Annotated in this window: 15 protein-coding genes; 6 read left to right on the forward strand and 9 right to left on the reverse strand. The window is 29.5% G+C overall.

Annotation, left to right across the window (positions count from 1 at the left end; genetic code table 11):
* Window positions 1-22: 22 nt before the first annotated feature.
* From gpmI to map, 4 genes are all read left to right on the forward strand, one after another.
* Window positions 23-1,552 carry a 2,3-bisphosphoglycerate-independent phosphoglycerate mutase gene (gpmI, locus tag ACN0WB_RS03640; protein ID WP_417428946.1) on the forward strand — a complete coding sequence of 510 codons (1,530 nt, stop codon included), beginning with the start codon at window positions 23-25 and terminating at the stop codon, window positions 1,550-1,552.
* A 90-nt stretch (window positions 1,553-1,642) separates the two neighbouring features.
* The gene (locus tag ACN0WB_RS03645) at window positions 1,643-2,620 is read left to right on the forward strand and encodes an acyl-ACP desaturase (protein WP_417428948.1); all 978 of its coding nucleotides are present in this window, start codon (window positions 1,643-1,645) and stop codon (window positions 2,618-2,620) included.
* A 76-nt stretch (window positions 2,621-2,696) separates the two neighbouring features.
* Entirely contained in the window at window positions 2,697-3,128 is a 432-nt protein-coding gene (locus ACN0WB_RS03650) for a BT0820 family HAD-type phosphatase (protein ID WP_417428950.1), read from the forward strand.
* A 96-nt stretch (window positions 3,129-3,224) separates the two neighbouring features.
* Window positions 3,225-4,034, forward strand: coding sequence for a type I methionyl aminopeptidase (gene map / locus ACN0WB_RS03655; RefSeq protein ID WP_417428952.1), 810 nt, complete (start codon window positions 3,225-3,227; stop codon window positions 4,032-4,034).
* 55 nt (window positions 4,035-4,089) lie between these two features.
* Here the strand turns inward: map and ACN0WB_RS03660 are convergent, their stop codons facing one another.
* From ACN0WB_RS03660 to ACN0WB_RS03675, 4 genes are all read right to left on the reverse strand, one after another.
* Window positions 4,090-4,341: a DUF6952 family protein gene (locus ACN0WB_RS03660; protein ID WP_417428954.1), complete on the reverse strand. Its 252-nt coding sequence runs from the start codon at window positions 4,339-4,341 to the stop codon at window positions 4,090-4,092.
* Window positions 4,342-4,434: 93 nt separating this feature from the next.
* Window positions 4,435-4,743: a thioredoxin family protein gene (locus tag ACN0WB_RS03665; protein ID WP_417428956.1), complete on the reverse strand. Its 309-nt coding sequence runs from the start codon at window positions 4,741-4,743 to the stop codon at window positions 4,435-4,437.
* Window positions 4,744-4,820: 77 nt separating this feature from the next.
* Window positions 4,821-5,453, reverse strand: a complete 633-nt coding sequence (locus ACN0WB_RS03670; RefSeq protein WP_417428958.1) for a peroxiredoxin — start codon at window positions 5,451-5,453, stop codon at window positions 4,821-4,823.
* A 168-nt stretch (window positions 5,454-5,621) separates the two neighbouring features.
* A complete protein-coding gene (locus ACN0WB_RS03675) occupies window positions 5,622-6,821 on the reverse strand; it encodes a pyridoxal phosphate-dependent aminotransferase (RefSeq protein ID WP_417428960.1) in 1,200 nt (399 codons plus the stop codon).
* A 96-nt stretch (window positions 6,822-6,917) separates the two neighbouring features.
* Here ACN0WB_RS03675 and rsmG point away from each other — a divergent pair, with 96 nt between their 5' ends.
* Window positions 6,918-7,553: a 16S rRNA (guanine(527)-N(7))-methyltransferase RsmG gene (rsmG, locus tag ACN0WB_RS03680; protein ID WP_417428962.1), complete on the forward strand. Its 636-nt coding sequence runs from the start codon at window positions 6,918-6,920 to the stop codon at window positions 7,551-7,553.
* Window positions 7,554-7,700: 147 nt separating this feature from the next.
* Complete coding sequence (locus ACN0WB_RS03685) at window positions 7,701-10,433, forward strand: PD-(D/E)XK nuclease family protein (RefSeq protein ID WP_417428964.1); 2,733 nt, start codon at window positions 7,701-7,703, stop codon at window positions 10,431-10,433.
* Here ACN0WB_RS03685 and ACN0WB_RS03690 read toward each other — a convergent pair.
* The 5 genes from ACN0WB_RS03690 to era all read right to left on the reverse strand — a co-directional run bounded on the left by ACN0WB_RS03690 (window position 10,426) and on the right by era (window position 14,422).
* On the reverse strand, window positions 10,426-11,607 hold the full coding sequence (locus tag ACN0WB_RS03690; RefSeq protein ID WP_417428967.1) for an acyl-CoA dehydrogenase family protein: 1,182 nt from the start codon (window positions 11,605-11,607) through the stop codon (window positions 10,426-10,428). The genes ACN0WB_RS03685 and ACN0WB_RS03690 overlap by 8 nt on opposite strands.
* 60 nt (window positions 11,608-11,667) lie before the next feature.
* On the reverse strand, window positions 11,668-12,417 hold the full coding sequence (locus tag ACN0WB_RS03695; RefSeq protein ID WP_417428969.1) for an NUDIX hydrolase: 750 nt from the start codon (window positions 12,415-12,417) through the stop codon (window positions 11,668-11,670).
* Between the two features lie 9 nt (window positions 12,418-12,426).
* Window positions 12,427-12,903, reverse strand: a complete 477-nt coding sequence (locus ACN0WB_RS03700) for a hypothetical protein (RefSeq protein ID WP_417428971.1) — start codon at window positions 12,901-12,903, stop codon at window positions 12,427-12,429.
* Window positions 12,904-13,052: 149 nt separating this feature from the next.
* Entirely contained in the window at window positions 13,053-13,478 is a 426-nt protein-coding gene (locus tag ACN0WB_RS03705; protein WP_417428973.1) for a DoxX family protein, read from the reverse strand.
* Window positions 13,479-13,546: 68 nt separating this feature from the next.
* Window positions 13,547-14,422, reverse strand: a complete 876-nt coding sequence (era, locus tag ACN0WB_RS03710) for a GTPase Era (protein ID WP_417428975.1) — start codon at window positions 14,420-14,422, stop codon at window positions 13,547-13,549.
* Between the last annotated feature and the right edge of the window lie 97 nt (window positions 14,423-14,519).

Consider the following 14,519-nt stretch of genomic DNA (forward strand, 5'->3'; position numbering starts at 1 on the left):
TGTGTAATAAAATAGAAAAAAAATGTCAAAAAAAGCTATACTTGCCATTCTTGACGGATGGGGTTTAGGAACAAATCCCGAAATTTCGGCACTCGCAAAAGCAAACACTCCTTTTATAGATTCCTGTTTAAAAAAATTCCCTAATACAACGCTTGAAGCGAGCGGAATTGCAGTCGGTTTACCGGTTGGTCAAATGGGAAATTCCGAAGTTGGACACATGAATTTGGGTGCTGGAAGAATAGTTTACCAAAATTTGGTAAAACTAAATATGGCCGTTGAAAATAATACTTTAGGAAAAGAAGAAGTTATTGTAGATGCTTTTCGATATGCGAAAGAAAATTCTAGAAAAATTCATTTTATAGGTTTAGTTTCAAATGGCGGCGTTCATTCGCACATTAATCATTTAAAGGGATTATTGACGGCTGCAGCAGAATTTGGTTTAGATAAAAATGTCTTTGTTCATGCTTTCACAGATGGTCGAGATTGCGATCCGCATTCTGGAAAAGATTTTATTGCAGATCTTTTAAATCACATGAAAACGACGACTGGAAAATTAGCATCAGTTGTTGGAAGATATTATGCGATGGATCGTGATAAACGATGGGAAAGAGTAAAATTAGCTTATGATGCAATGGTAAATGGAGTAGGATTTCAGACTAAAAATGTTTTAGAAAGTATTCAAAAATCTTATAACGAAGGAATTACAGATGAATTTTTAAAACCAATTATAATAAATGGTGATAATCATCTCCCGTTAACAAAAATAGAAAATGATGATGTCGTTTTATGTTTTAATTTTAGAACCGATCGAGGTAGAGAAATTACGGAAGTTCTTACCCAGCAAGATTTTCCGGATTATGAAATGCATAAATTGAGCTTGTATTATATTACCATGACTAATTATGAAAAAGATTTTAAAAATATTAATGTAGTTTTTGATGAAAAAGTTCTGACTGAAACTATGGGTGAAATTTTAGAAAAAAATCATAAATCGCAAATTCGTGTCGCTGAAACTGAAAAATATCCGCACGTAACTTTTTTCTTTTCTGGTGGAAGAGAAGCGCAGTTTGAAGGTGAAAGTAGAATTCTTTGTCCAAGTCCAAAAGATGTTCCGACTTATGATTTTAAACCAGAAATGTCGGCTTATGATATTACAGCAAAAATAGTCCCAGAAATAGAAAATGAAACGGCAGATTTTATTTGCTTAAATTTCGCAAACACAGATATGGTAGGACATACAGGTGTTTTTTCAGCTGCTGTAAAAGCAGCCGAAGTTGTAGATTCTTGTATTCAAAAAGTAGCAACAGCAGCTTATGAGCACGGTTATGCGGTTTTTATTTTAGCAGATCATGGGAATTCTGATTTTATGATAAATCCAGACGGAAGTCCAAACACACAACATTCTACTAATTTAGTTCCTTTAATTGTGATGGATAAAGATAGAACTTGGAATTTAAAACCAGGAAAATTAGGTGATGTTGCACCAAGTATTTTAAAAGTTATGGGAATAGAAATTCCTGAAATAATGACGGGCGAAATTTTGGTAAGCTAATTGATTAAGTTAAATAAAGTATAAATAAAAATACTATGCTAAAAATAATATTTAAAATATTACTTTTGCAAAATCCTTTAAAATAAATAAATGTACAATAAATTAGTTAGGTTAGAAGTAATGAAAAATTTGGGTAAAGAAGTAGAAGATTTCAAAGCTTCTTATCTTACACCAGTGGAAAAAATTTGGCAGCCTGCTGATTTTTTACCAGATTCTTCATCAGATAATTTTAAATATGAAGTGGAAGAATTGCAAAGTTTTGCAAGAGAAATGGATTATGATTTATTCGTAACTTTAATAGGAGACTGTATTACAGAAGAAGCACTTCCCACATACGAATCTTGGTTAATGGGAGTGGATGGAATTGATCAGGAAGAAAATTCTGGATGGGCAAGTTGGATTAGAAGTTGGACTGCAGAAGAAAATAGACACGGAGATTTGCTTAATAAATATCTGTATTTATGCGGAAGAGTAAATATGAGAGAAGTTGAAATTACCACACATTATTTAATACAAGACGGTTTAGATATTGGAACAACAATGGATCCTTATAGAAATTTCGTTTACACCAGTTTTCAAGAAACTGCCACCAATGTTTCTCACAGAAGAGTGGGAACTTTCGCAAAACAATGTGGAAATAAAAAATTAGCGCAAATGTGTGGAATGATTGCTGCAGATGAAGCGAGACACGCAAAAGCTTACAAAAATTTTGTAACTAGAATTTTAGAATTAGATCCATCGGAAATGGTATTGGCTTTTGAAGATATGATGCGTAAAAAAATCGTCATGCCTGCTCATTTAATGCGAGAATCTGGACAACAAGCAGGTGAACTTTGGAGTCATTTTTCAGATGCAGCGCAACGTTGCATGGTTTATACAGGACAAGATTATATTGATATTTTAGCAGATTTATTAGATGAATGGAAAATTGAACATCTAACTAATTTGACGGAAAAAGCACAAAAAGCACAAGAATATTTAATGAAATTGCCTTCAAGATTACAAAAAATTACGGAGAGAATTGCCACTCCAGATTTGGAATATCAATTTAAATGGATTAAATCCTAAAAAGAATTAGATAAAATAAAGTGTTGATTTTTCAGCACTTTTTTTATTTCTTATATTTGCATACTTAAATTCTTTAATGACAAATAACAAAAAATTAGCAATTGATTTTGACGGTACTATTGTAGAAGATGCATATCCTAAAATCGGGAAAGCTAAAACATTTGCTTTTGATACTTTAAAAAAATTGCAAAGTGAAGGATATCGTTTAATTTTATGGACTTACCGACACGGAAAAACTCTTGATGAAGCTGTAGAATTTTGTAAAAAAAATGGCGTAGAATTTTATGCAGTAAATTCTAGTTTTGAAGGTGAAATTTTTGAACTTCAAACACAATCTAGAAAAATAGATGCAGATTTATTTATCGACGATAGAAATCTTGGTGGTTTTCCAGGATGGGGAGAAATTTATAGAATTGTAACTGAAAGAATTGAATTCCGAGTGAGTGGAACTGAAGTTTTAGCTTATTCTAAAATGAAACGGGATAAGAAAAAAGGACTCTTTTGGTAAAAATAGAGAAATTAGAATTTAGATTTAAAATATGAAACTTTACCGAAATTTTTAAATCTAAATTTTATAACATCTCAAATCTAATATCTTAAATTAATGATTCAATTAAAAACAATAGAAGAACTTAGGTTGATGCGCGAAAGTGCACAATTGGTTTCCAAAACATTAGGACTTTTAGCTAAAGAAATAAAACCTGGCACAACCACTCTGCACTTAGATAAATTAGGTGGCGAATTCATTCGTGATAATGGAGGAGAACCAGCTTTTTTAGGAATGTATGGTTTTCCAAATAATTTATGTATTTCTCCCAATGCGGAAGTTGTTCACGGAATTCCTAACGAAAAACCTTTAGAAGAAGGTGATATTTTGTCCGTTGATTGCGGCGTTTTTATGAATGGTTTTTACGGTGATCACGCTTATTCTTTTCAAGTAGGAGAAGTTGCGCCAGAAACTAAAAAGCTTTTAAAAATTACCAAAGAATCTTTATACAAAGGAATTGAGCAATGTGTTCGTGGAAAAAGAATTGGAGATATTTCTTTTGCAATTCAAAATTATTGTGAAAAAGCTGGTTATGGCGTTGTGCGAGAATTAGTTGGTCATGGTCTAGGGAGAAAAATGCACGAAGATCCGCAAGTTCCAAATTATGGAAGAAAGGGAAGTGGTAAAGTTATAAAAGATGGAATTGCACTCGCAATTGAACCAATGATAAATTTGGGAACAGAAAAAGTAAAATTTCACAAAGATGGTTGGACAGTTACGAGTTTAGATATGTCACCTTCTGCACATTTTGAGCACGATGTTTGTGTAATTGACGGAAAGCCAGTTTTACTTTCCACTTACAAATATATTTATGAGGCTCTTGGAATTACTTCTGATGAAGAAAAACCTTTCACGAGAGATTTTTAAAACTAAAAAAGGCTTCAAAACATGAAGCCTTTTTATATAATTTCAAGAAATTTTTCTAATTTTTATCAATCGATCCTAAAACTTTTTGAGCAAAACCATTCAACGCATCTCTTTCAGCCATTCCATTTTTTACATTTTCGTGAACTTCCAAAGCGCCACAAATATTAGTAATTAATTCTCCGGCAACATTTAAATCTTCGTCTGTAGTTCCTCTAAATTCTGTGAAACTTTCTAAAACTTCTAAAGTTTTTTCCAAATTTTCCACGCTTTGATTTTGATAAAATTGTCTGATAACGGGTAGTTTCATTTGTAATTTTTTTATTTTTTTAATTTGTCAAATGCAATCGCCAAATTTCTCCACTATTTTTTTTGCGGAGTTTTAATAGCTATTTCATAACTTTTAATTTAATTCATTAAATAATTCCGTTAAACTTTCCGCTTTATTACTTTGCACTTGATTTACCTTTTCACCATTTTTAAAAATAGCAAATGTTGGTAAATTATCAACTTGTGCTAATTTTCTACTTTCTGGCAATTTTTCTGCATCAACGTAATAGAAAGGAATGGCATCATTTTCAGCCGCTAATTTTTTAAATTTTGGCTTCATGATTCTGCAGTTTCCACACCAACTTGCACCATATTGAACAACTACTTTGTCGTTGTTTTTTACTATTTCCTGTAAATTATCTTCTGTTAATTCTGTGTACATTTTAATATTTTTTTATAAAAAAAACTCGAAAGGCTACTTAAAACAATTCGAGTCTTTTTGAATTTTAAATTTAATATTTAGTGTTTTGCTAAATAATCTGCGGTCGATTTTCTATCTGCATGCATTGCATCTTTTCCTTCTTCCCAATTTGCAGGGCAAACTTCACCATGTTTTTGAACGTGTGTATAAGCATCTACCATTCTTAAAAATTCTTTTACATTTCTTCCAAGAGGCATATCATTTACACTTTCGTGGAAAATTTTTCCCGTTTCATCGATTAAATAAGTGGCTCTGTAAGTAACATTTGAACCTGTAAATGATTCTTGTCCTTCATCATCGTAATCAAAATCTTGATCCACAATTCCTAATAAATTGGCCAATTGACGGTGTGTATCAGATAAGATTGGATAAGTTATTCCTTCAATTCCACCGTTATCTTTTGCAGTATTTAACCATGCAAAATGAACTTCATTACTATCGCAAGAGGCTCCAATAATTATGGTGTTTCTTTTTTTAAACTCTTCTTGAGCTTCTTGAAAAGCGTGAAGTTCTGTTGGACAAACAAATGTAAAATCTTTTGGATACCAAAATAACAATACTTTTTGTTGATTTTTAGTTGCTTCTTCTAAAACATTTATTCTCAAATCATCACCCATTTCAGACATTGCGTCGATGGTAACATTTGGAAATTTTCTTCCTACTAATGACATATCTTTATATTTTTTAATTATTTATAGTACAAATTTACAATACTTTTGTCTATTAAAAAATTAATATTGATTAATAAAATCTATTTACAATATTTTTTTAATTTAAATTAACTCTCATTTCGCAGAATAAAAAATGGGAATTTCTATTCTTAAAAAAAATTTATAAAATTAATTTACTTCAATATTATTTAATAATTCTCTTATTCTTTTCATCGCTTCAATAAGATTTTTTTCTGATGTTGCATACGAAAAGCGCAAACATTCTGGACTTCCGAAGGAAACACCACCAACGGTTGCTACATTGGCTTTTTCTAATAAAAACATGGCAAAATCATCAGAATTATTTATTTTAATTCCATCTAAAGTTTTTCCAATATAATAAGAAATATCCGGGAAAAAATAAAATGCAGATTTTGGTAAAAATATTTTAAAACCTTTAATTTTTTTTAATAAATCAAAAACCAAATCACGTCTCTTTTGAAAAGCTTCAATCATAAAATGAAATTCTGCAGGATTAGTTTGCAAAGCAGTAATTGCAGCTTGTTGTGCAATTGTATTTGCGCCGCTTGTCATTTGTCCCTGAATTTTTTCACAAGCTTTTGCCAACCAATCAGGACACGCAGAATAACCAATTCTCCATCCCGTCATAGCGTAAGCTTTTGACATTCCATTGATTACTGCAACTTGCTCTTTAATTTCCGGAAACTGTGCAATTGAAGTATGTTTGGTTTCGTAATTAATAAATTCATAAATTTCATCTGAAATTACCGTCACGTGTGGATATTTTGCAATCACTTTTGCTAAAGACTTTAATTCTTCATAAGTGTAATAACTTCCAGAGGGATTGCAAGGTGAACTGTATAAAATTGCTTTTGTTTTGGGAGTAATTGCATTTTCCAATTGTTCTGCTGTCATTTTAAAATCAGTGGTATAATCGGTTTTAATAAAAACTGATTTCCCATCCATCATTTTTACCATTTCATCGTAACTAACCCAATAAGGCGCTGGTAAAATTACTTCATCACCTTCATTTAGAAGTGCTGCTAAAACATTTATAATAGATTGTTTTGCTCCATTAGAAACGCATATTTGTGTAGGTTTAAAATCTAAATTATTATCTCTTTTAAGTTTAAGACAAATTGCTTCTCTAAGTTCTAAAAATCCAGGAACAGGAGAGTAATGACTAAAATTTTCTTCGATGGCTTTAAATGCGGCTTTTTTAATACTTTCAGGAACATCAAAATCGGGTTCTCCTAAAGTTAAACTAATGACGTCAAAACCTTCGGCTTTCATTTCCCGCGCTTTATTAGACATTACAAATGTTTGCGAAAAGCTCAATCGCTTTAATCTGTCAGATAATAAATCCATGTATTATTAAGTTTTAACAAATATAAAAATTTGATTTGAGTTAAGCACTTTCATTTCAATCTTAAAACCTTTATTTTTGCATTTATATTCTAAATTATGTCCAAAAATATCATTTCCAAATATTTTCCAAATATTACAGAAAATCAAAAAAAACAATTTGATTTATTGCAAGAATTATACAGCGATTGGAATGAAAAAATCAACGTAATTTCTCGGAAAGACATGGACGCATTATATGAAAAACATATTTTACATTCTCTAGGAATTGCAAAAGTAATGACATTTTCTAAAGGAACAAGAGTTTTAGATGTTGGTACAGGTGGGGGATTTCCTGGAATTCCACTTGCAATATTATTTCCCGAAACGCATTTTACGTTAGTGGATTCTATAGGTAAAAAAATTACTGTTGTGAAAAACATTGCAGAAAGTTTAGATTTAAAAAATTTAGAAGCATATCATGAAAGAGCGGAAAATATAAAAGGAAAATTTCATTTTGTAGTAAGTAGAGCAGTAACACAAATGCCCGTTTTCTTGCGTTGGTTAAAAGGGAAATTTGAAAAAGAACAAATTAATACAAAACACAACGGCGTTTTATATTTAAAAGGTGGTGATTTAGGAGAAGAATTGCAAGGCATAAAAGCAGAAATTTTTCAATTAAAAAATTATTTTGAAGAAGAGTTTTTTGAAACTAAAAAAGTGGTTTATATTTCTAAAGGACATTTTAATTCTTGAGTTGTTATTTTAAAAATATTTTTTAGACCAAAGTTTATTTTAAGTTCACGGAATCTGCGATTTTTTTTAAATATTCTAAAAAAATAAATTGAGATTACTTTCATTTTCGTTAAATTTAAAACTCTTTTATAAACTAAGACTATTTTAATGAAATTTTTAAATAAAATCATCGACGATTTACTCGAAAAAAGTGAAGATCTTTCCAACTTTAATCTTGTTTTACCTGGAAAAAGACCTGTTGTTTTTATCAAAAGAATTTTGTCAGAGAAAGGTTATAGTGGATTTTTACCACAGTTTTTTACAATAGAAGAACTTTTAAAAAGCATTGCACAAACACAACATATTAAAGGAATTGCACTTTGGCTTTTTGCTTACGAAGTCTATAAAACACAGCAAGATGAAGATTTTTCTAATTTCTTAAAATGGTTTCCGACGGTTTTAAAAGATTGGGACGATATACTAAAATTTTCAAATGATTTTGAAAAGATTTTAGTGGTAATGGCTGACGAAGAAAATATTAAAAATTGGGCTAAAAACTTAGATCCAGAGGAAGAAAATCCAAGAAATAAATTTTTAAATTTCTGGCGTAAACAAAGAAATTTTATTCCACTCTTAAAATTAAAATTACAAGAAAAAAATTACGCAACAAGCGGAATGTTGCACGAAATAGTTAGAAATAAAATTAAAGATTTTGCTTTAGAAACTAGTAGTGAATTTGTATTTTGTGGTTTTAATGCTTTCACGCCAACTGAAAAAAAATTGGTGAAAGAACTTTTAAAATGGGACAAAGGAATTTGCTATTTTCAAGCAGATGATTATTACATAAAAGATTTTCGGCAAGAATCTGGTAAATTTTTAAGAGAACATAAAACCTGGTCAGAATTTAATGACAGCCGAAAATTCAATTGGATTGAAGATGATTTTAAAAAAGAAAAAAATATAAAAATATTTGAAGTTTCGGGTAATATTTCACAGACAAAATTATTACCAGAAATTTTTTCTGAATTATCAAATGGAAATATTGAGCAATTTGATTTTAGCAAAACTGCAATAATTTTGCTTGATGAAAATTTGCTACCACCAACTTTAGATTCTTTAGCTGCGATTGAAAGAATTAATATTACGATGGGTTTTCCATTGAAAAATCTCGGTTTTTCTAATGCGATGAAGAAATTATTTCACCTTCAAAAACAACTTCAAAAGCAAAGTTCCACTTATTATTACAAAGACGTTTTACCGATTTTAGATGAATTGCCAAAAGCAGAAAATGATAATTCAATTATTCTCAATTTTAAAAAATTATTGCAAGAAAGAAACATTATTTATATTTCTAAAAAGTTATTAGAACAAGAACTTTTTGAGTTGTCATATTTTAATTTATTTCAGAAACAATCAGCAAAAGAATTTTTAAAAAAATTAATTAATTACTGTTTTCAGTTGAAATTTTTAGATTTAGACGATATTCTTTTTGAAAATATTTCACACTTTGAAACTGCGTTTAAGACTTTAGAAAACCAATTAAAAGATTACAATTTTGAAATGGAAATTGAAAGTCTGGAAATTTTAATTAATCATTTAGTAAACACAGAAAGTATTGATTTTAAAGGAGAACCATTGCAAGGTCTACAAGTTATGGGACTTTTAGAAACACGGCTTTTAAATTTTGAAAATATTATTTTACTTTCAGTAAACGAAGGGAAATTACCGCTTGGAAATTCGCAAAATACTTATTTGCCTTTTGATGTTCGGCGCGAATTTGATTTGCATACTTATTTAGAAAATGATAGTATCTATGCATATCACTTTTACAGATTATTACAAGATTCTAAAAATATTTATTTGCTTTATAATGCTTTGAGTTCGGGCGTAAATACAGGTGAAAAAAGCAGATTTATTACACAGTTAGAAATTGAAAGTGGTCATAATATTGAACATTTTGTGGTTGAAAATACAATTCAACCAGTTAACCAAGATCTGATGATAATTGAAAAAACAGATGATGTTTTAGATAAATTAAAACAATGGAAAAATCGTGTTTCTGCTTCACATTTAAATAGTTTTTTATACAATCCAATTGATTTCTACTTATCAAAAATTTTAAATACTTATTCTGAAGATGAAGTAGAAGAGGAGCTTTCACAAAGAAATTATGGAAATTTAGTGCATTATTCTCTACAATTTTTATATAACAAAATATTAAGTAAAGTATTAATAAATAAAGATTTAGAGGATTTACTTTTACAAGTAGATGAAGCTTTAGAACACGCTATTAAAATTTTAAATCATGAAAAAGAATTTTATTTAAAAGGAATGAATTTCGTTCATAAATCGATTGCGAGTAGAGTAGTGACAGATATTTTGACTTACGATTTAAATTTAATAAAAAAAGGAAACAAACTTGAGATTTTTGCCTTAGAAATGAAAGTTGAAAATATAGAATTTCCTATTTCTGATTCTGAAAATGTTAAACTTTATGGCTTTATTGACAGAATTGACCGCTTAAATGGAACTTTAAGAATTATTGATTATAAAACTTCTAAGACCAAAAAGTTATTAATTTCAGCTCCTAAAAAAATAGAAGACGAAGAAAAATTAAAACAATTATTTTTCAACAGCGATTATAAGCAAGCAATGCAATTATGTTTTTACGCTTTTTCAATTTTATCTGCAAAATTATTTCCCGATACTCAATTAGAATGTGGAATTTGGAGTTTTGCAGAAACTGGAAAAGGCGTTCAAAGTTTGAAAATATTTGATGAAAAAGAATTAAATCTAAATAATCTAGAAATGCCTTTAATTAGTATAAGAAATTTAATTTTAGAAATTCTAAATCCAGAAATTCCTTTTACAGAAAATATTCCAGCAAGTTACTCTAACTAAAAGCGTTAATTCCTGTAATATCCATTCCTGTAATCAGTAAATGAACATCGTGCGTTCCTTCGTAAGTGATTACAGATTCAAGATTTGCGGCATGTCTCATCATCGGAAATTCTCCCATAATTCCCATTCCGCCGAGAATTTGTCGGGATTCTCTTGCAATTTCAATCGCCATTTTTACATTATTTCTTTTAGCCATAGAAATTTGTGCAGGTGTTGCTTTATGATCATTTTTAAGATTTCCCAATTGCCAACAAAGTAATTGAGATTTTGTAATTTCTGTTAAAAATTCTGCTAATTTTTTCTGTTGAAGTTGAAATCCAGCAATTGCTTTTCCAAATTGTTTTCTTTCTTTGGAATATTGCAAAGCGGTGCAATAACAATCAATTGCAGCACCAATAACGCCCCAAGAAATTCCATATCGCGCAGAATTTAAACAAGATAAAGGTCCTTTCAATCCCGAAACATTTGGTAATATATTTTCTTTAGGAACTTTTACATTTGAGAAAACCAATTCACCAGTTTTGGAAGCGCGAAGACTCCATTTATTATGAGTTTCTGGTGTAGAAAATCCTTCAAAACCACGTTCAACAATTAATCCGCAAACTTTTCCATTTTCATCTTTTGCCCAAACTACGGCAATATCACAAATTGGTGCATTTGTAATCCACATTTTTGCACCATTTAATAAGTAATAATCGCCTTCATCGGTAAAATGACTTTCCATAGAACCCGGATCTGAACCGTGATTTGGCTCTGTTAATCCAAAAGAACCAATTAATTCTCCAGTTGCTAATTTTGGTAAAAATTTCTTTTTTTGTTGTTCACTTCCAAATTCGTTTATAGGAAACATAACTAAAGAAGATTGCACAGAAGCCGCTGAACGAACAGCAGAATCGCCACGTTCTAATTCCTGCATAATTATTCCGTAAGAAATTTGATCTAATCCAGAACCGCCATATTCTTCGGGAATATATGGTCCTAAAGCACCAATTGCACCTAATTCTTTCATCAAATTTGGTAAATCTTTGTGATTTTGCGCAGCTTCGTCAATTTTTGGCATCACGAAACTTTCCACCCAATCTCGAACTGATTGACGAATTAATTTATGTTCTTCAGTAAGTAGTTGATCAATTCCAAAATAATCAGGAATTGTGGAAATCGAGTAGTAGGACATGCTTTTTTAAATTTTGTCTAAAGTAAGATTTTTAAAAATTTTGAGGAAATTTATCGGGAATTATTTGTTTAAAAATTTATACAGATAAGGTGCTTTATTTGCAGAACCTGTATATCTTTTTTCTAAACGTTGCAAAATATTTAAACTCAATATTTTACGCTGAAAATTATTTCTTCGGAATTTTTCATCTAAAATAGTTTCATATAAAGTTTGTAATTCTTTCATTGTAAATTTCTCGGGTAAAAGATTACTTCCGACAATATTGTAATCTAGATTTTTACGTAAAAAATCAAGTCCTTTTTTAATAATTTTCTCATGATCAAAAGCCATTTGTGGCAATTCATTTACAGAAAACCAAGCGCAAGTTTCATTGAAAGTGTCGGGGAAAGTGTGTGAAATTGTGAAATCTATTAAAGCAAAATAGGCTGTTGAAATAAAACGTTGATAAATCCAGTGAGTTGCATCTACACTAATATTTCTACTTTTGAGCAATTCTCTGTGCGGATTATTTTCTTCAGTTCTTTCCACCTCACCAAATGTGTAAAATTGCTGTAAAAATAAATTTTCTAAGTGTGTTCTTTCATACAAAGTTCTTGTAGCTGCATCATCTAAACTTTCATTTTTAAATACAAAACCTCCTGGAACTGACCATTTATCAACTTCATGGTATTTTAAAAGTAAAACTTTTAATTCATTTTTATTGAAACCAAAAATCACACAATCTACGGAAACGTGTTCTACGAATCCTTTTGTATTAAGCAATTCTGAAAGGCTTAATTTATTTTTAGAATCATCAATTTTTTTAATCATTCTTAAATATTATTTTAGCAGATTATTAATTTGGTTACAATTTACTTTTTTAAAAGCATTTTTAGCATCAAATTTTAAACTTTTTGTATCATTAAAATCCCCGAAACCTTGTATTAACTCATCATTTTTCTCAATAAAATAAATGGGTGTCTCTGAAGTAACACCTTCACTTTGAAATGTATAAGTTAATTGTAAAGTATCTCCATTTTTAAAGCCAGATAAATCTCCAAAAGAAGAGTCTTTTTCTGAATTTCTTACAGCCATTTTCCCGCTAAAAGTTCCTAAATTGTCTATAATATGAACTGCAGTAGAATCTTTCCCAATAACTTGTAAGTAACAATTCTCTGGAATTTTCTCTATATTAAAGTTTGAATCATTAGAAGTTATTAGAGAATCTGGGACATCCAATTTTTTTATTTGAGACTCTTCTTTTTTAGAACAACTTAAAACGGAAAGAATTAGTACTGAATAAATAAATAATTTCATTATATAATAATTTAAAAACATTTAAAAATACAAAATCCAAATATTATTTACAAATTATTGATGTGGGAAATTTAAATAATATTTTTGCCTATAATTTATATTATGTTAAATAGAATATTTTTGAAAACATTCAACTTAGAAAATATTAATCAGTAATTAATATCTTTTCTTCTACTCATCAATGCATCAATAGACAGATTGCCTCCTCCTAAAACAAATATTAAAGCATAAATGGCTAAGTAAAGAAAAGCCAATTCTCTATCTGCAAAAACATCTGGTGAATGAATAACAAATCCAGCAATAATCATTGTTAAAATTAAAGGTAAGCAAAAACTTCTAGTAAATAATCCAAGTATAATAAATATAGAACTTACAAATTCTGCTAAAACAGCTAAAATTAAAGTAAACTTTTCGTTAAATCCAAATAAACTAACAAATTGAATTTCTTCACCAGACAGCAATTTTTGTAATTTTGGATAGCCATGTGTAAGCATTGCAAAACCAACAAATATGCGTACCAAAGATAGTATAATTCCTACTGCATTCTTATTATAAGAAATACTATTAATTTTCATAATTATTAGAGTTTAAACAAAATTATACAAATTTTAATAAATTTCCTAAATATATTTTTTGCTAAAGCTTATCTATAACCGAATCCTTTTAAATCTTTTTCATTTTTTCGCCAATCTTTTCTAACTTTTACAAATAAACTTAAATGTATTTTTTTATCGAAAAACTTCTCTAAATCTAATCTAGCTTCAGTTCCAACTTTTTTTATCATTTCACCTTTATGACCGATAATAATTCCTTTTTGGCTGTCGCGCTCAACATAAATTACGGCGTCAATTACGATTGCTGTTTCTTTCTCCACAAACTGCTTCGTTACAACTTCCACAGAATATGGGATTTCTTTTTCATAATTTAATAAGATTTTCTCACGAATAGTTTCATTTACAAAAAAGCGTTCTGGCTTATCCGTTATTTGATCTTTTCCATAATAAGGCGGATTTTCTGGTAAAAGTTCTTTTAATTTGGGCAAAATATATTCAGTGTTGTATGCTTTCAAGGCAGAAATGGGTAAAATTTCAGCTTTTGGAATTTGCTCATGCCAAAAAGCAACGGCTTCTTCCATTTTTTCTTGTGTAGTTTCATCCACTTTATTCAGCAAAAGTAAAACGGGAACAGGGATTTTATTTAATTTTTCAATTAAATATTCCGATGGTTTGTCTTGATCTTTGATGTCTGTAATAAAAAGAAAAACATCGGCGTCTTGTAAAGAATCTTTCACAAAATCCATCATTTTTTCTTGCAATTGATATTTTGGTTCTAAAACTCCGGGCGTATCAGAAAATACAATTTGAAGATCGTCTTCATTATAAATTCCAAAAATTCTGTGTCTTGTAGTTTGCGCTTTCTGGGTTACAATTGCGAGCTTCTCACCCATCAATTGATTTAGCAATGTTGATTTTCCGGCATTTGGCTTTCCTACAATATTTACAAATCCTGCTTTGTGCATTAATATTATTTAAAAATTATGTTATTAAAAATCACTTAAATTTTTACTTAGCAAATTTACTGATTTTTACTTAGTTTAAATTTCTAATTTTTTTCAA

Origin of the sequence: Halpernia sp. (assembly GCF_048269545.1) — a bacterium.
Classification (GTDB): Bacteria; Bacteroidota; Bacteroidia; order Flavobacteriales; family Weeksellaceae; genus Halpernia.